Source organism: Erythrobacter sp. LQ02-29, assembly GCF_022576075.2.
GTDB lineage: Bacteria > Pseudomonadota > Alphaproteobacteria > Sphingomonadales > Sphingomonadaceae > Alteriqipengyuania.
Map to the genome: position 1 here is coordinate 2563128 of NZ_JANCNT010000001.1, position 17772 is coordinate 2580899.

General features: G+C 64.0%; 16 protein-coding genes. 10 read left to right on the top strand and 6 right to left on the bottom strand.

Annotated elements, in window-relative coordinates:
* Positions 1–27: 27 nt before the first annotated feature.
* The gene (aspS, locus tag MKP08_RS12520) at positions 28–1845 is read right to left on the bottom strand and encodes an aspartate--tRNA ligase (protein WP_241554111.1); all 1818 of its coding nucleotides are present in this window, start codon (positions 1843–1845) and stop codon (positions 28–30) included.
* Positions 1846–2012: 167 nt separating this feature from the next.
* Between aspS and rnd the strand changes: the two genes are divergently transcribed.
* The 3 genes from rnd (at position 2013) to MKP08_RS12535 (ending at position 5198) form a co-directional block, all read left to right on the top strand.
* A complete protein-coding gene (rnd, locus tag MKP08_RS12525) occupies positions 2013–3224 on the top strand; it encodes a ribonuclease D (RefSeq protein WP_241554112.1) in 1212 nt (403 codons plus the stop codon).
* On the top strand, positions 3221–4117 hold the full coding sequence (locus MKP08_RS12530) for a hydrogen peroxide-inducible genes activator (RefSeq protein WP_215227823.1): 897 nt from the start codon (positions 3221–3223) through the stop codon (positions 4115–4117). The genes rnd and MKP08_RS12530 overlap by 4 nt, the downstream gene beginning before the upstream one ends.
* A 73-nt stretch (positions 4118–4190) precedes the next feature.
* Entirely contained in the window at positions 4191–5198 is a 1008-nt protein-coding gene (locus MKP08_RS12535; RefSeq protein ID WP_241554113.1) for an SRPBCC family protein, read from the top strand.
* Positions 5199–5395: 197 nt separating this feature from the next.
* On the opposite strand, the gene pgsA is transcribed toward MKP08_RS12535, so the two are convergent.
* Positions 5396–6004 (bottom strand): CDP-diacylglycerol--glycerol-3-phosphate 3-phosphatidyltransferase, encoded by a 609-nt coding sequence (gene pgsA / locus MKP08_RS12540; RefSeq protein WP_241554114.1) that lies wholly within the window; start codon positions 6002–6004, stop codon positions 5396–5398.
* Positions 6005–6120: 116 nt separating this feature from the next.
* Here pgsA and MKP08_RS12545 point away from each other — a divergent pair, with 116 nt between their 5' ends.
* A complete protein-coding gene (locus MKP08_RS12545; RefSeq protein WP_241554115.1) occupies positions 6121–7476 on the top strand; it encodes an MFS transporter in 1356 nt (451 codons plus the stop codon).
* On the opposite strand, the gene MKP08_RS12550 is transcribed toward MKP08_RS12545, so the two are convergent.
* On the bottom strand, positions 7473–7664 hold the full coding sequence (locus tag MKP08_RS12550; protein WP_241554116.1) for a hypothetical protein: 192 nt from the start codon (positions 7662–7664) through the stop codon (positions 7473–7475). The genes MKP08_RS12545 and MKP08_RS12550 overlap by 4 nt on opposite strands.
* A 157-nt stretch (positions 7665–7821) precedes the next feature.
* On the opposite strand from MKP08_RS12550, the gene MKP08_RS12555 reads away from it, so the two are divergent.
* A complete protein-coding gene (locus MKP08_RS12555) occupies positions 7822–9486 on the top strand; it encodes a thiamine pyrophosphate-binding protein (RefSeq protein ID WP_241554117.1) in 1665 nt (554 codons plus the stop codon).
* A 58-nt stretch (positions 9487–9544) separates the two neighbouring features.
* Here MKP08_RS12555 and MKP08_RS12560 read toward each other — a convergent pair whose 3' ends face one another.
* Both MKP08_RS12560 and MKP08_RS12565 read right to left on the bottom strand, forming a co-directional pair.
* Positions 9545–9715: a CsbD family protein gene (locus MKP08_RS12560; RefSeq protein WP_215227817.1), complete on the bottom strand. Its 171-nt coding sequence runs from the start codon at positions 9713–9715 to the stop codon at positions 9545–9547.
* Positions 9716–9844: 129 nt separating this feature from the next.
* On the bottom strand, positions 9845–10255 hold the full coding sequence (locus MKP08_RS12565; protein ID WP_241554118.1) for an EVE domain-containing protein: 411 nt from the start codon (positions 10253–10255) through the stop codon (positions 9845–9847).
* Positions 10256–10416: 161 nt separating this feature from the next.
* Between MKP08_RS12565 and MKP08_RS12570 the strand changes: the two genes are divergently transcribed.
* The 5 genes from MKP08_RS12570 to MKP08_RS12590 are packed head-to-tail and all read left to right on the top strand — an operon-like array spanning position 10417 to position 15731.
* Positions 10417–12108 carry a bifunctional diguanylate cyclase/phosphodiesterase gene (locus MKP08_RS12570; protein ID WP_241554119.1) on the top strand — a complete coding sequence of 564 codons (1692 nt, stop codon included), beginning with the start codon at positions 10417–10419 and terminating at the stop codon, positions 12106–12108.
* A 59-nt stretch (positions 12109–12167) separates the two neighbouring features.
* The gene (dapF, locus tag MKP08_RS12575; protein ID WP_241554120.1) at positions 12168–12977 is read left to right on the top strand and encodes a diaminopimelate epimerase; all 810 of its coding nucleotides are present in this window, start codon (positions 12168–12170) and stop codon (positions 12975–12977) included.
* Entirely contained in the window at positions 12974–14155 is a 1182-nt protein-coding gene (locus MKP08_RS12580) for a MiaB/RimO family radical SAM methylthiotransferase (protein WP_241554121.1), read from the top strand. The genes dapF and MKP08_RS12580 overlap by 4 nt, the downstream gene beginning before the upstream one ends.
* The gene (gene ftsY, locus MKP08_RS12585; protein WP_241554122.1) at positions 14152–15078 is read left to right on the top strand and encodes a signal recognition particle-docking protein FtsY; all 927 of its coding nucleotides are present in this window, start codon (positions 14152–14154) and stop codon (positions 15076–15078) included. Before MKP08_RS12580 ends, ftsY begins: the two co-directional genes overlap by 4 nt.
* Positions 15078–15731, top strand: a complete 654-nt coding sequence (locus tag MKP08_RS12590; RefSeq protein WP_241554123.1) for an inner membrane-spanning protein YciB — start codon at positions 15078–15080, stop codon at positions 15729–15731. The genes ftsY and MKP08_RS12590 overlap by 1 nt, the downstream gene beginning before the upstream one ends.
* A 7-nt stretch (positions 15732–15738) precedes the next feature.
* Here MKP08_RS12590 and MKP08_RS12595 read toward each other — a convergent pair whose 3' ends face one another.
* Positions 15739–17670, bottom strand: coding sequence for a potassium transporter Kup (locus MKP08_RS12595; RefSeq protein WP_215227810.1), 1932 nt, complete (start codon positions 17668–17670; stop codon positions 15739–15741).
* Positions 17671–17772: the final 102 nt, after the last annotated feature.

Sequence of the window (17772 nt, forward strand, 5' to 3'; positions counted from 1 at the left end):
ACGGTCGGGCGCAGCGCAAGTGCCCGATCACTCCCCCGCGCGGTCGACGCGGGTGGTTTCGCCGGGCGCGGTCTTGGGCGGTTCGACGGTGCGGATATGCACGTCGCGCAGCTGGCGCGGGCTGACGGCGCTGGGCGCGCCCATCATTAGGTCCTGCGCCCGCTGGTTGAGCGGGAAGGCGATGACCTCGCGGATGTTGGGCTCGTCCGCCAGCAGCATCACGATGCGGTCGATCCCCGGCGCGGAGCCGCCGTGCGGCGGTGCGCCCAGCTTGAACGCCTCGATCATGCCGGAGAAATTCGCGTCGACGTCTTCCTTCGAATAGCCCGCGATCTCGAACGCCTTGTACATGATTTCCGGGCGATGGTTCCGGATCGCGCCCGAGCTCAGTTCATAACCGTTGCAGACGATGTCGTACTGCCAGGCCAGGATATCGAGCGGATCCTTGCTCTCCAGCGCCTCCATCTCGCCCTGCGGCATCGAGAAGGGGTTGTGGCTGAAATCGACCTTCTTGAGGTCCTCGTCATATTCGAACATCGGGAAATCGACGATCCAGCAGAACTTGAAGCAGCCCTGCTCGATCAGACCCAGCTCCTCACCCACACGAGTCCGTGCGGCACCGGCCAGCTTGGCCGCGTCCTTTTCCTTACCCGCGGCGAAGAACAGGCCGTCGTTTTCGCCCAGCCCGAGTTCGGCGTAGAGCTTCTCCATGCCCTCGGTCCCGTGGTTCTTGGCGATCGGGCCGCCGAACTCACCGCCCTTGCGGGTGACATAGCCCAGACCCGCGAAGCCTTCGTGGCGCGCCCAATCGTTCATGTCGTCGAAGAACTTGCGGCTCTTCTCGTGCGTGTTCGGTGCCGGGATCACGCGCACGCGGCCGCCGCCGCCCACGATCTTCTCGAACAGGCCGAAACCGGAACTGGTGAAGTGCTCGGTAACGTCGCTGATTTCCAGCGGGTTGCGCAGGTCCGGCTTGTCGCTGCCATACTTCAGCATCGCTTCGGCATAGGGGATGCGCGGAAATTCGCCCGCGGGCGTCACGCTCTTGCCGTTCGAGAACTCCTCGAACACGCCGGCCAGCACCGGCTCGATCGCCTGGAACACGTCTTCCTGCGTGACGAAGCTCATCTCGAAATCGAGCTGGTAGAACTCCGGGCTGCGGTCGGCGCGCAGGTCTTCGTCGCGAAAGCACGGCGCGATCTGGAAATAGCGGTCGAAGCCCGCGACCATCAGCAGCTGCTTGAACATCTGCGGGGCCTGCGGCAGCGCATAGAAGGTGCCGGGATGCAGGCGGCTGGGCACGATATAGTCGCGCGCGCCCTCCGGGCTGGAGGCGGCCAGGATCGGGGTCTGGAACTCGGTGAAGCCCTGGTCCTGCATCCGGCGGCGCAGGCTGGAGATCACGTTGCTGCGCAGCATGATGTTCGCATGCATGGTCTCACGGCGCAGATCGACGAAGCGATATTTGAGGCGAATGTCTTCGGGATATTCCTGCTCCCCCGCGACCGGCAGCGGCAGCTCGTCCGCCTTCGACTGCACGGTGCACTCGCGCGCGAACACCTCGATCGCGCCGGTCGGCAGGTTGGCATTGACCGTACCCTCACTGCGCGCCTTCACCTCGCCATCGATGGTGACGACGCTTTCCAGCTTCAGCGAATCGAGCAGCTCCAGCGCCGGGCTGTCCTCGTCCGCCACGATCTGCGTCATGCCGTAATGATCGCGCAGGTCCACGAACAGCACGCCGCCATGGTCGCGCTTGCGGTGGATCCAGCCCGACAGGCGCACGGTGGACCCGACATCGTCTTTCGTCAGCTGGGCGCAGGTGTGGGTGCGATAGGCATGCATTGTATTGTTCGCTTTCCAATTCGGCAGGGATCGCGCTAAGGGCGCGCGTGGTTCGCGGGCGGCCCCCTTTCGGCTGTGCGCGCGCTAACAGGCCATGCGCCCCGCTTTGTCAAGCGAGGGCGAGCGCCGAGGGCGGTACTCCGCCCGAACAGCCAAAGAAAGACATCATGAAAATCCACGACCTTATCACCGATACCGAGACCCTCGCCGCGCTGTGCGAGCGGCTCGCCAAATCCGACTTCGTCTGCGTCGATACCGAATTCATGCGCGAGAACACCTACTGGCCGGAACTGTGCCTGGTGCAGCTCGGCAATGATCAGGAAGCCGCCGCGGTCGATCCGCTGGCCGACGGGATCGACCTGACCCCGATGCTGGACCTCCTCACCGACAACGAGGACGTGCTGAAGATATTCCACGCCGGCGGGCAGGATGTCGAGATCATCTACAACCTTACCGGCAAGACCCCGCACCCGATCTTCGACACGCAGATCGCGATGATGGCGGTCAGCCAGAGCGAGCAGATCGGCTACGCCAATATGGTCGAAAGCTGGCTGAACAAGACGATCGACAAGGGCGCGCGCTTCACCGACTGGAGCCGTCGCCCGCTGACCGACCGGCAGATCGAATACGCCATCGGCGACGTCACCTACCTGGCGCAGATCTTCCCCAAGATCCTGAAGAAGCTGATCAAGACCGGGCGCGGTGCCTGGCTCGACGCGGAAATGGAAAAGCTCGCCGATCCGGCGAATTACGAGAACGATCCGAGCCTTGCGTGGAAGCGGATCCGTTCGCCCGGGCGCAATGCGCAGGTGCTGGGCCGGCTGAAGGCGCTGGCGGCGTGGCGCGAGGGCGAGGCGAAGCACAAGAACATCCCGCGCGGCCGCATCATGCGCGACGAGACGCTGGCGGACATCGCCAGCCATCCACCCAAGAAACAGGCCGATCTCGCCAAGGTGCGCGGCCTGTCCAATGCGTGGAAGGACAACGATATCGGCAAGCGGCTGCTGAAGGTGATCGAAGACGCCGAGCCGCTGCCGAAGTCCGAAATGCCCGAGAAGCCGAAGCGCGGCGCGCCGCTGGGCAAGGAAGGGGCGCTGGTCGCCGACCTGCTTAAGCTGCTGCTGAAGATCCGCAGCCGCGAGATCGACATCGCCGCGCGCCTGCTGACCCGCAGCGACGAGATGGAAGCGCTGGCCGCGGGCGTGCGCGACCTGCCGGTGCTGAAGGGCTGGCGGTACGAAACCTTCGGGAAGGACGCGCTCGACCTGGTCGAGGGCAAGCTCGGCTTCGCGGTCGAGGACGGGCGGCTGAAGATGACGCATATGGACGAGCGCAGCGAACCCGCCATGGCGGACATGGCGGATCAGGCGGCGGAGTGAGCACCTATCTGCCCACGATCAAGCAGCTGCAATATCTCATCGCGCTGCACGAGCACGGGCATTTCGGCCGCGCGGCGGAGGCGAGCTTCGTTTCGCAATCGACCCTGTCGGCCGGTATCCGCGAGCTGGAATCGCTGCTGGGCGTCACGCTGGTGGAGCGCAGCCGGCGCGTGGTCCGCTTCACCCCGCTAGGCAACCAAGTGGTGGAAAAGGCTCATCGCCTGCTGCGCGAGGCGGAGGAGCTGACCGACATCGTCCAGGCGGCGGGCAAACCGCTGACCGGCACCGTGCGGATGAGCGTGATCCCCACCATCGCGCCGTTCCTGTTGCCGCGCATCCTGCCCCGCCTGCGCAAGGACCGCCCCGAACTGAAACTGTTCCTGCGCGAGGAAACCAGCGCCGACGCGATCGAATCGCTGCATCACGGGCGCAGCGACTGCGTGCTGCTCGCCCTCCCCTTCCCCACCGGCGAGGTGGAGCAGGAGCATATCGCGAACGACCGGCTGTTCGTGGCCTTCCCCGAAGGCGATCCACGCGATCCGCCCGCCGAGATCAAGCCTGCGATGATCGACGAGGGGCGCCTGCTGCTGCTGGAAGACGGCCATTGCCTGAAGGATCACGCGCTGGCTGCCTGCAACCGCCCCGAACTGCGCGCCAGCGCGGCGATGATCGGGACCAGCCTGCACACGCTGGTGCAGATGGTGGACAACGATCTGGGCCTCACCATGCTGCCCGAGATGGCGCTGGATGCTGGTATCCTGAACGGCACCCACGTCGTCGCCCGCCCGATCAAGTCGGACGCGCCCGACCGCGAAATCGCGCTGGTCTGGCGCAAGAACTCCCCCCGCGGCGACGAATTCCGCCTGCTGGCCGAGGAACTGCGCAAGGGGTAGTGTCCCCGGATAGCCGGGCACCGTAGCGCATCTTCTCTCTGCCGCGCGCTGCAGGGGTCTCGAAGGAGACGGGATGAAGGATCGGAATACCTCCAGGGCTGATCGCCATGGTCTTTGGCTGGACCTCGCGATGGTGGTGCTGATGATAGCGGCCTTCGGCTGGCTTGCGTTTGGCCCCGGCTTCGCATTCGCTACGAGCGGAATTGGAGCCCTGCTGGCATTCCCATTCGCGATCGGGGCACTTTACGCCCGGCGCATGTACACTGCCGACGACTACCCACTCACGGGCTGCCTCATCATCCCTGTGGCGCTGCTCGTGGCTATTCTTGCAATCGTCTGGCTCGGTGGGTTCGAGGGGTTGATTTGCATCGCGATGATCCTCCCACTCTGGATTGTGGGCGGTGCGGGCGGTGCCTTTGCCGTCTATCTCTTGAAATATACGGCAGGCGGAAGCGATGGGGACAGTGGTGGCGCGCGCCTGAATTCCGTGGGGCTCGCGCTGGTACCCTTTGCCATTATCTGGGCGGAAATGGCCGCCCCCGCGCCATGGAAAGATCGCATCGTGTCCCGCTCCATCGACATCGATGCACCGCCCTCCGAAATTTGGCCCTATCTGGTCGAGATACCCGATATCGCCGAAAACGAAGGGCGGCGGACATTCACCCACGATCTGCTGGGGGTCGCGCGACCGCGGGAAGCGCGGCTTGTGCACCGCGCGGGACTGTTGGTCCGCAAGGCACGCTGGGGGCGCGATATCCGCTTCGAGGAGATCGTGACCAAGGTGGTGCCCGGGCGAAGCATCGCATGGCGCTTCGCCTTCCCCGACGATTCGATACAGCGCTATACGGATCGCCATATCGCCCCCGATGGACCGATACTCAAACTGGTCGGCGGGGGTTATGACTTGCACCCGCGAGAGAACGGGTCGACACGGGTGATATTGTCGACACACTATCGGATGCGCTCGCGCCTGGGCTGGTATCTGGGATGGTGGGGCGAACGCACCCTGGGCGACATCGAAGAAAACGTTCTTGCGATCATTCGCGATCGGTCCGGAAACGTCACCGATAGGCGCTCGTAGGGCGCGCTGCCCGGCGGGACCGGTTTCCTACCCCGCCCCGGGACGATAAACCCGGCAATATGTCGTGTTCGACCATATGGTTAGCCCGCAGGACGGAAGATGACTCTTCCGCTAAGGAAACCGGCATCAAATGCAGGAAATCTCTCGCCTTTCAGCCCCGCCGAAGTTTTGCAAAAACCCCGTTCGGTGTTCCATCCTCAGTCCATGTGCCTGAGGCCGACGCGCAGGTAATCCCATCCAGTCACGAGCGTCAGGACCGCCGCCGCCCACAGGCAGGCAAGGCCGGTCAAGTGAATCCACTGGTCCGCCAGCTGCCCGCATTGTTCGTAAACCGACTGGCACGGAATGCCCTCCACCGCACCGCCCAGGATCAGCGCGCCGAGCGAGATCAGCTGGAACGCCGTCTTCCATTTCGCCAGCCGCGAGACCGGCACGGACACTTGCAGTCCGCCGAGAAATTCGCGCAGGCCCGACACCGCGATCTCGCGCACCAGGATCACCAGCCCGGCGATCACATGCATGTCGCCGACGAACGGCCCGCGCAGGAACCCTTGCGCCGTCAGCACCAGGATCACCGCCGCCACCATGATCTTGTCCGCGATCGGATCGAGGAAGATGCCCAGCTTCGACACCGCCCCCTGCGCCCGTGCGAGATAGCCATCGAGATAATCGGTCAGGCCGATCACGCAGTAGAGGACGAATCCCACCACGTAACCGAACTGCCAGTTCGGCCACCACAGGAAGAAGGCGAGCAGGGGCACGCCCAGGATGCGCGACAGGGTCAATATGTTGGGCAGCGTCAGCATTGCGCCTTGCGCCCTAGCGACAAAGGCGGCGCGGAAAAAGCGCCTTCGCCCTTTGTTTCCTTTCCGGCCGCTGGCATAGACGCCGCGAACGCGATGTCTCGCGGACCGGAGAGTACATGACCACATCGACGCATATCCTGCGCCGCCGGCGGTTCCTGCCGCTGTTCGTGACCCAGCTGTTCAACGCCTTCAACGACAACCTTTTCAAGACCGCGATGGTGCTGTTCGTGGTCTATTCGATCTACAACTCCGAAGCGAAGGAGGCGATGTTCAGCGCCGTCGCATCCGGCGTGTTCATCCTGCCGTTCTTCCTCCTGTCTGCCGTCGCGGGGCAGTTGGCCGACATGCGCGACAAGGCGCGGATCATCCGCATCATCAAAGCGTGCGAAATCGGCATCATGACCGTCGGCGGGCTCGGCCTCGTCATCGCGTGGCAGGATGTCGAATGCGCGGCGGCGGTCGGCCAATGCTTCGTCGCGCCCCATTCGTTGATAGCGGACGCGGCGATCCCGCTGCTGCTCGCCGCCCTGCTCGCCATGGGGGTGCATTCGACTTTCTTCGGCCCGATCAAATACGCGATCCTGCCCCAGCATCTGGAATCGGACGAGGTGCTGGCGGGCACCGGCTGGGTCGAGGCCGGGACCTATATGGCGATCCTGGTGGGCACGATCCTGGCCGGGTGGATCCCCGTCGAAATCGCCGCGCTGGTGGTATTCTGCACGGCAGTGCTGGGATATCTGGTGTCGCGCCAGGTTCCGCCCGCACCTGCACAAGGGGAAGTCGAGCCGATCGACCTCAATATCCTGCGCTCCTCCGTTACCGTAGTGCGCAACACCATGCACGACCGGCGCGTCTATTACGCGATCCTCGCCATCAGCTTCTTCTGGACCATCGGGGCGGTGCTGATCATCCAGTTCCCGCCGCTGGCCAAGAACGTGCTCACCGCGAGCAAGGAGGTCGCGAGCCTGTTCCTCGTCATCTTCTCCGTCGGGGTGGCGATCGGTTCGGTCGCGGTCAACGCGTTGCTGAAGGGGCGGGTTTCGGCGCGCTATTCGCCCGCAGCGGTGGTCGTGATGGGTCTGTTCGTGGTGGCGTTCTACTTCGTCTGCCGCGCGTGGACCCCGGTTCCGGCGGGCGAACTAATGGACGTGCCGCACTTCATCGGCGTTCCCATGGCGATTCCGCTCCTGCTCTGCCTGCTGGGTATAGCCATCGCGGGGGGGATGTTCGTGGTCCCGCTCTACGCCTTCCTGACGACTTTCGTGCCCAAGACGCAGACGGCCCGGACGATCGCGGCCAACAATATCGTGAATTCGGGGGCGATGGTGGCGGGGGCCCTGCTCGCCACCGGGCTGAGCGCCGCGCGCGTGGCGATCGTCGATCAGTTGCTGCTGAGCGCCGCGATGTGCCTGATCTCGTGCTGGCTCGCCCGGCGCCTGCTCGCGACCGAACGCGCGGCGGAACTAGGTTAGAAGATCAATGCCAGCATCGCCGCGAGCGTCGCGAAATAGGTGGTGGCGAAACCGCGCACATCGGATGCGTTCAGTGCCCAGCGGCTGCGCGGCGGCTCCGGCTCGGCATCTGCGCGAATATGCGGGGGCAAGCTCGCGCGGAAGGGGTGGCGAGCGGTTTCGTCGGTCAGAACAAGGGCGCGTCTCATGGATGATGGCCTTAACCCTTTCTTTACCATTCGCCACCGCGACCGCCGGTTTGTCCGACAGCGGGACGAATGGATCATTTCGCGGATCGCGCCGGAACCGGCGGGCATGAAAGGAAGCGCCATTGTTTCCACCCCGACAAAACGGTAGCTGCTTCGCATGACCGACACCCCCTCTCCCCAAGCCGCGCGCCTGCTGGTCGATTGCCTGCTCGAGCAAGGCTGCGACCGTATCTTCACCGTCCCGGGCGAGAGCTTTCTCCCGGTGCTCGACGCGCTGCACGACACGCCGGCGATCGATCTCGTGACCTGTCGGCAGGAAGGCGGCGTCGCGTTCATGGCGTGCGCCGACGGCACGATGACCGGGCGGCCGGGCGTCGCGTTCGTGACGCGCGGCCCGGGCGCCACCAATGCCAGCATCGGCGTGCATGTCGCGCAGCAGGATTCGCAGCCGATGATCCTGTTCGTCGGCGATGTGGCGCGCGGCATGCGGGGGCGTGAGGGGTTTCAGGAAATCGACTTCCCCGCCTTCTTCGCGCCGATCGCCAAGTGGGCGGCCCGGATCGAGGATGCCGACCGCATTCCCGAATTCATCGCGCGAGCCTACGCCACCGCGATTTCGGGTCGCCCCGGTCCGGTGGTGCTGGCGCTGCCCGAAGACATGCTGTTCGACGCGACGCAGGCGAGCCCGCGCCCTCGTGTCGAGCGCCCGGCGCAGGCCCCATGCCCCGATGCGATGCAGGCGATGATGGCGATGCTCGACGACGCGGTCTCGCCCGTCGCCATTATCGGGGGTGCTGGCTGGAACGCGAAAGCGCGCGACTATTTCCAGATGTTCGCGGAACGGCTGGGCCTGCCGGTCGCAACCGCCTTCCGCCGACAGGACGCGATCAGCCCCACCAGTCGCGTCTATGCCGGCAATCTGGGCTATGGTCCCAACCCGGCGCTGATCTCGCGCGTGAAGGAGGCGGATCTGATCCTGGCAATCGGCGCGCGCCTGGGTGAGGCCACGACCGACGGATATTCGATCGTGACACCCGATCACCCCGACCAGCAGCTGATCCATGTCCACCCCGAGCCGAACGAACTGGGCAGCGTCTATCGCACCGATCTCGCCATCTGCGCCGACATGGCGGAATTCGCGGAAAGCGCAGCGCTATGGGACGAAGGCGATGTCATCGACTTTTCCGCCGGTGCGAACGCCAATCGCGAATGGCGCGACTGGTCGGAGCCGCAGCTGGGCGACTGGCAGCTCGATCTCGCCCGCTGCGTCACCCACATGCGCGACATTTTCCCGTCCGACACCGTCATCTGCAACGGGGCGGGAAACTACGCGGGCTGGTGGCATCGTTACTGGCGGTATGGCGGTTTTCGCAGCCAGCTTGCGCCCACCTGCGGTGCGATGGGCTATGGCGTACCCGCCGCGATCGCTGCGGCGCGGCGCTTTCCGGAACGCACCGTGGTGGCCGTCGCGGGCGATGGCGATTTTCTCATGAACGGCCAGGAACTGGCTACCGCCGCGCAATACGATCTCGATCTGTTGGTTATCGTGGTCGACAATGCGACCTACGGTACCATCCGCATGCATCAGGAGCGGGAGTTTCCGGGACGCGTGTCGGGCACTGGACTCGTCAATCCTGATTTCGCCGCGCTCGCGACCGCCTTCGGTGGTTGGAGCCGGTCGGTCGACACCGACGAGGGGTTCTTCGAGGCGATCGAGGAAGCGCGGGGTCGTTCGGGTCTTCGCCTGATCCATTGCCGGATAGACGCGGAGCAACTGAGCGCCGCGGGAGCAACGATATCTAAACTGCGCGCGAACGCCTGACCCAAGAGAAAGGGCCGCTCCTCCGATGGAGGAACGGCCCTGACTGACGTTTCAGCAATCAGATGTCGTCGCCGAGCTTGCCTTTGACTTCACCCTTGAGCTGTTGGCCCTTACCCTTGCTTTCCTGAGCCTGGCCCTCGGCGCGGGTCTCGGGATCGTTGGACTGCTGCTTCAGCTTGCCTGCGGCTTCGTTGGCGTTGCCCTTCACTTTGTCGGTAAATTCACCCATGGTTTTATCCTTCGATGTTCGGCCCGCGACACACGCGGCCTTCTTACACCAATTAAACGCATGACATCGCGAAGGGGGTCCCAGGACCGGCGTCGAGGCGAGCGATAACTGCGCCCAATAGATGAGCCGCTAAACGCCCGCCATCGAAAGGATCAGTGACCACTCTTCCTTACCGATCTCCGCGACCGAGAGGCGCGACAGCTTCACCAGCTCGCATTCGGCCAGCCGGGGTTCCGCCTTGATCTGCTTCAGCGTGACCGGGTTCGGCAACTTAGTCTTGGGCACCACCCGCACGGCGGCCCACTTGCCGCCTCCATCCGTCGGGTCCGTCAGACCGGCCTCGCTGATCTCCACGATCCCCACGATCTCTCGCCCGATGTTGGAATGATAGAAGAACGCCTGGTCGCCCACCTCCATCGCGGCGAGATTGTTCTTGGCGCGGTGATTGCGCACCCCGTCCCACAGGCCCTCACCATCGCGCTCCAGATCGTCCCAGCCATAAGCATCGGGTTCGGATTTCATCAGCCAGTAACGCGCCATGGGTCGGATTCCTGTTATTGCAGAAAGCGAGGCTGCGTGTCCCCCGAACACCCGCCGAGGGTCAAAGGCGAATTCCGGTTTTTACCCGATATTCACGCATTAGGTGCACAGCGCCCCGGGGGAAGATCAGAGGGGGCCGCTTGCGCGGTTAAAGCGTGCCGATGAGAAAAACCCAGCCAACTTGTGATAGGCCGTCCGCCGACAGCGAGCGCCGGGACTTCGTCACGCTTGGTATCGCCGTTGCAGCGATCATCCTGTTCGTCGGAACCGCAGGGGCCGTCCTTCCTGGCATCTTGCGCGGCTGGCTCGGTTACAGCACCAGCGCCAGCAACGCCGGCCTCACCTCCGCGCTGATCCTTAACATCGCACTCATCATCTTCGGTTGGCGCCGTCATCGCGAGTTGAGCGAGGAGATTGTCGAACGACGAGCCGCCGAACAGGAGGCGCTTGCGCTCGCGCGGATCGATCCACTCACCGGCTGCCTCAATCGCGGCAGCGTGATCGATGCGATCCGCCTAACGGCTGCAGACGCCGAGGCAGCGGGCCACGGCCTCGCCCTGATCATGATCGATCTCGACGACTTCAAGCGCATCAACGATCTGCACGGTCATCTGGTCGGCGACGAAGTGCTGGTATCGGTGGCCGACCGGATCCGGGCGCTGCTGCCCGCTGGCGGATCGATCGCACGCCCGGGCGGCGACGAATTCGCGGTCGTCAGCGTGTTCGACCGCGGCCTGCCGGATCGCGTAGACCAGCTGGCGTCACGGATCATCGCCGAAGTCTCCACTCCGCAAACATATGACGGATCGGAGGTCTCGATAACGATGTCGGTCGGTATCGCGGTTTACTTGCCGAACCGAACGAAACGCAGTGCGGACTGTCAGCCCGAGGAATTGATGAAGCAGGCCGACATCGCGATGTACAATGCGAAGGCCGAAGGAAAAAATCGCCATTCATGGTTTGCCGAGGAAATGGAACGCGAATTCCGGCGACGCAGCCAGCTGGAGGAAGGAATCAGGCTGGGGCTGAATCGCGGCGAATTCTCTCCGCATTACGAACAGCAGATCGATCTCGAAACGGGCCGCCTGGTCGGTTTCGAAATGCTGGCACGCTGGACCTCGCCCACCTTGGGCTCGATCAGTCCGGAGGTGTTCATTCCGATCACCGAGGAGATGGGCCTAATCGGCGAATTGTCCGAGAGCCTTATGCGAGAGGCGTTCGCCGACGCGCTGGAGTGGGACGCGTCGCTGACGCTGTCGGTGAACATCTCGCCTGTCCAGCTGCGCGATCCATGGTTCGCCCACCGCATCCTGAAGTTATTGCTGGAAACGGGTTTCCCGGGCGAAAGGTTCGAGATCGAGATTACCGAGAACTGCTTGCACGAGAATATCGGCGTCGTCCGGTCCATGATCACCAGCCTGCAGAACCAGGGCATCCAGATCAGCCTCGACGACTTCGGAACGGGCTATTCCAGCCTTGCGCAATTGCGCTCGCTGCCTTTCGACCGGCTGAAGATCGACCGCAGCTTCGTGATGGAACTCAGCAGGCTGGATGCAAACTCCGAGATCGTGCAGGCCATCGTCACGCTCGGCAAGGGTTTGAAAATGCCCGTAACGGCCGAGGGTATAGAGGACGCCCGCATACTTAACCTGTTGAAAACCGTGGGTGGGATGAAAGGCCAGGGATATCTCTACGGCCGCCCCGAGCCCGCCGATGCGGTACGCGAACGGTTGGCCAGCGCAGGTCTGCTCACTTCGTCGGCGGGCAAGCGCGATAAAGGCGCTGTCGCGAGCAAGACCCAAATCGCAGCCCCCGCAGCGAGCCGACAGGCGGGGGTTCACCAGCAGGCCTGAGGGCTGCTTGCCGTCCGGCCTTTACGCAGGGGGCGGTGCCCCATACATGCGCAGGCGCAATGCGCGTCCCGTTCGTAAAGATGCACGGCCTCGGCAACGACTTCGTCGTGCTGGATGCCCGCGCCACCGACCTGCCGGTGTTGGGCAAAGGAAGCGCTCGCGCGATCGCCGATCGGCATCGCGGCGTCGGCTGCGACCAGATCATCCTGCTCGAACCCCACGCGACAGCCGATTTCGCCATGCGCATCTTCAACGCGGACGGAACCGAAGTGGAAGCATGCGGCAATGCCAGCCGAGCGGTCGCATTGCTGCATGGCGAGCCCGCCGAGATCGCCACCGCCGGGGGGGTGGTGCGGGTCGTACCCGGTGATGGCGGGGCGAGCGTCGACATGGGCAAGCCCCGCTTCGATTGGGATGACATTCCCCTGGCCTACGCGATGGATACACTCGCCCTGCCGGTTGCTTGGGACGAACTCGACAATCCCGCTGCTGCCAATGTCGGCAATCCCCACATCGTCTTCTTCGTCGACGACGCAAATGCCGTGCTACTGGAGGAACTCGGCCCGCGGATCGAAACCGATCCGCTGTTCCCGAGGCGGATCAACGTCAACGTCGCGCAGCTCACTGGAACCAACGAGCTCCGCCTGAGAGTGTGGGAGCGTGGGGCCGGGCTTACCCGGGCCTGCGGCACCGGAGCATGTGCAACCGCGGTGTCTGCCATGCGGCGCGGGCTTGTCGCGCGCACGGTGCAAGTCACTTTACCGGGCGGCCCACTCACGATCGTCTGGAACGACGACGATCGCATTACGATGAGCGGGCCCGCCACCGAGAGCTTCCGCGGTGATTTCGAATGGGGCGAGCTCGCATGAGTCGCCCCGAAATCGTGACCCTGGGATGCCGCATGAACATCGCCGAGAGCGAGCGGATCGCCGGTATCGTCGGCGCTGCCGGGGACCTCGTCGTCGTCAACAGTTGCGCCGTCACCAGCGAGGCTGTGCGGGCAACGCGGCAAGCCATTCGTCGCGCGCGGCGCGCCCGGCCCGAGGCCCGGCTGCTGGTGACCGGCTGCGCCGCCGATATCGAGCGGGATGCGCTGTCGGGCATGCCTGAAGTCAATGGGATCGTCCCGAATGTCGATAAGCTCGACGCGCGCCGTTATAATGTACCGGCTGCAACGGTTAGGGAGCGCCAAGCCCTCGGTCATACGAGGGCCTTCCTCGCGGTGCAGAATGGGTGCGATCATTCCTGCACGTTCTGCGTGATCCCGCTGGGGCGCGGGCGGAGCCGGTCACTGACGATCGAGCACGTCGTCTGCGAGGCACAAGAGCTGGTCGCCCAGGGAGTGGCTGAGCTGGTGCTGACAGGTGTGGACCTGACCAGTTGGGGACACGACCTGCCAGGAGCGCCCTCGCTGGGAGTGCTGGTGGACGCCGTCCTGGAAGATGTTCCGGACCTACCCCGCCTGCGCCTGTCCTCGGTCGATGGTGTCGAGATCGATGAGCGCCTGCTGGCGTTATTGATCGAAGAGCCCCGCCTCATGCCGCATATCCACCTGTCCTTGCAGCACGGGCACGACCTGATCCTGAAGCGGATGAAACGTCGCCATAGTCGCGCCGATGCGATCGAACTCGTCGCGCGGTTAAAAGCCGGCCGACCCGATATCGCGATCGGGGCGGACCTGATCGCAGGATTTCCGACGGAAAGCGACGAACATCACAACGCGAATCTGTCGATCATTCGCGAGCTAGAAATCGTTCATGGGCATGTCTTCCCCTATTCCGCCCGTCCCCGAACACCGGCAGCGCGCATGCCGCAGGTGGATCGCGCTATCGTGAAGGCGCGCGCGGCGGAATTGCGTGCCGCCATCGCGAATGCGCGCAATAGCTGGATGGGCGAGCAGATTGGCGTGCCCCAGCGGGTGCTGGCGGAGCGCGATGGCGGCGGCTATGCGGAAAACTTCGCGCGGGTCGCCCTGCCCCATGGCACGGTGCCCGGCACCATCGTCACCATCACTCCCACCTCCCACGCGAAAGGCATGTTGCAGTGAACCAGCCGAGCTGGAGCGACCGCCTGTTCGGCGGGTTCCGCAAGACCTCCGACCGTCTGTCCGACAACCTCACCGGTATCGGCGGTGGCACCACGCGGCTGGACGATGCGACGCTGGACGAGATCGAGGACGCGCTGATCGTCTCCGATCTCGGCCCTGCCGCCGCAGGCCGCATCCGGGAGAAGCTGCGCGAGAAGCGCTTCGGGCTGGAGATCACCCAGCGCGAGCTCAAGGAAGCGGTGGCAGAAGAGATCGCCGCGATCCTGCGGCCGGTTGCGAAGCCGCTGGAGATCACCGCATTCCCCCGTCCCCAGGTGATCCTGGTCATCGGCGTCAATGGATCGGGCAAGACAACCACGATCGCCAAGCTGGCGCACTGGTTTCAGGAGGACGATTACGGCGTCATGCTGGCCGCGGGCGACACGTTCCGCGCTGCGGCCATCGGTCAGCTCGCCACTTGGGCCGAACGGATCGGCGCACCGATCATTCGCGGTGCCGAAGGCGGCGACCCGGCTAGCATCGTGTTCGACGGGGTTAAGGCAGCGACCGACCAGGGGATCGACGCGCTGGTGGTCGATACCGCCGGACGGCTTCAAAACAAGCGCGAGCTGATGGACGAACTGGCCAAGATTCGCCGCGTGCTCGGTCGCCTGAACCCCGAGGCACCCCACGACGTAGTGCTGGTCCTCGATGCCACCAACGGCCAAAACGCGCTGAGCCAGATCGATGTGTTCAAGGAAGTCGCCGGTGTGACCGGACTTGTCATGACCAAGCTCGACGGTACCGCGCGCGGCGGCGTGCTGGTCGCCGCGGCGGAGCAATACGGCCTTCCCATTCACGCGATCGGCGTCGGCGAGAAGATCGACGACTTGCGACCGTTCGACCCCGATCTGATCGCGCGCGTGATCGCCGGGGTTGCGTGATGAAAGACACCAGTAACAAAAAGAAACCGGGCTCCGGTTGGCTCAGCGTCGTCACCGATTACGGGCCGCTATTGGTTTTCTTCCTAACCTATCGCTGGTTCGCACCGGCGGACCATTCCTCGGTGATGGAAATTGCGGCCGTCGTGAAAGGGACCCTCGCCTTCATGGCGGCGTCGGTGGTTGCGCTGGGCATTTCCAAATGGCGGCTCGGGCGCATCTCGCCCATGCTATGGTTCTCCACCGCGCTCATCGTCGGCTTTGGCGCGCTGACGGTTTTCTTCGGCGATCCGGTCTTCGTGCAGCTCAAACCCACGATCATCTACGCGATCTTCGGGGTCGCCCTGCTGATCGGGTGGTGGCGCGGACGCGCACTCCTGAAGATTTTGCTGGAGGCTGCCTTCGAGGGACTGTCGAACGAAGGCTGGCTGAAATTGAGCCGCAACTGGGGCGTGTTCTTCCTGTTCCTCGCGGCGCTGAACGAGGCGCTGCGCTGGAACCTCGATTTCGGCAGCTGGCTGGCGGCGAAACTTTGGGTGTTCCTGCCGCTCAGCTTCCTCTTCACCTTTGCGCAGATCCCCATGCTGTTGCGCCACGGGTTGAGCAGCGAAGCGACCGACGAGGCGGTCAGCGAAGAACCGCCGACCGGCGGTTGACGCTTAGTTAGATACGCACCTGGCTGCCCAGTTCGACGACCCGGTTGGTCGGCAGGCGGAAGAATTCCATCGCGGTCGCCGCATTGCGCAACATCCAGGCGAAAATCTTCTCGCGCCAGATCGGCATGCCCGGCTGGTCCCCCGGGAGCAGCGTCTGGCGGCTGAGGAAGAAGCTCGTCTTCATCATGTCGAACGATCCGCCGCAGCGATCGATCTGCGACAAGGCCAGCGGCACGTCGGTTTCTTCCATGAAGCCGTAATTCAGGACGAGGCGATAGAAGCCTTCGCCCAGCTCGCTGTAATCGTAGCGGCGGTCCGGCTCGACATACGGTATGTCGGCAATCTCCACTGTCAGGATCACGACCCGCTCGTGAAGCACCTTGTTGTGCTTGATATTGTGCAGCAGCGCCGAGGGCACGCCGTTGGGGTTCGCGGCCATGAAGATCGCGGTGCCCGGCACGCGGGTGGCGCTGTTATGTGCGGACTTCGCGAAAATCTCGATCGGCAGCGCGATCTCGCTCATCCGGTTGCGCATCAGCGTGCGCCCGCGCGCCCAGGTGGTGAGCAGGGTGAAGGTGATGAAACCGATCAGCAGCGGGAACCAGCCACCATCGGGCACCTTCGTGAGGTTGGCCGCGAAATAGGCACCGTCCACGATCAGGAAGACGAGCACCACGGGTGCTGCGATCCACCACTTCCACTTCCACACCCCGGTCAGCAGCACGGCCATCAGGAAGGTATCGATGGTCACTGCCCCGGTCACGGCGATGCCGTAGGCGGAGGCGAGGTTCGACGAATTGCGGAAATACAGGACCAGGATGATGACCGCGATCATCAGCGCCCAGTTGATGCTCGGGATGTAAATCTGCCCCGCCTCGGTCTCGCTCGTGTGGCGGATCGACAAACGCGGGATGAAGCCCAGCTGCATCGCCTGCTGGGTGATGGAGAACGCCCCGGAAATGACCGCCTGACTAGCGATGAAGGTCGCCGCGGTCGCGAGGAAGACGAGCGGCAGGCGCAGCATCTCCGGTGCCAGGGTAAAGAATGGTGCCTTGATCGCCTCGGCCGCTTCGGGCGCGCTCAAGGACACGATCATCGCACCCTGACCGAAATAGTTCAGCAGCAAGCACGGCATGACAAAGCCGAACCATGACAGGCGCATCGGCCCGCGACCGAAATGGCCCATGTCGGAATAGAGCGCTTCCGAACCGGTCACCGCCAGCACGACGGAACCGAGTGCCAGGAACGCCAGCGTACCGTCGCTGATAAAGAACTGCACCGCGTACATCGGATTGAGGGCGAGGAGGATTTCCGGATGCTGGACCAGCGAAATCACCCCGAGCACCGCGATGACGGTGAAATAGACGATCATCACCGGCGCAAAGAGCGCGCCGACCGCCGCCGTGCCGCGCTTCTGCAGCATGAACAGGCCGATCAGCAGGACCAGCGAGATCGGAATGACGAGATTGCTCAAAGCCGGATTGACGACGGTCAGACCCTCCACCGCCGACAGGACAGAAATGGCGGGCGTGATCATGCTGTCGCCGTAAAACAACGAGGTCGCGAACACGCCGAGCAGTACCACCAGCCAGCCATAGCGATTGCGCCCCATGGTCCGGCTGATCAACGCGACGAGAGCGAGGCTGCCTCCCTGCCCCTTGTTGTCGGCGCGCATCAAGATGGAAACGTACTGGACAGCCACGACCAGCGTCATCGACCAGAAGATCAGGCTGACGACACCGAAAACGTGCAGCCGGTCGATCGCCAGCGGGTGCGGACCGACAAAGGTTTCGCGGAAAGCGTAGAGCGGACTGGTGCCGATATCGCCGAAGACGACGCCGATCGCGCCTGCGGCCAGTTTCCACTTGGAATTGCTGCCATGATGGCCGCCGCCGCCACCTTCGGACGTGCGATGGTTGTCGAGGGAGACTTCGCTCATGGAATGGGGGCCCCGGTGGTTTGGCGCTTGGTCATCATGGCGACTCCGCTCAAGCGCATATTGCGAGGCGCGCGATTACCAGCACGCCGGAACCTGCGCAAC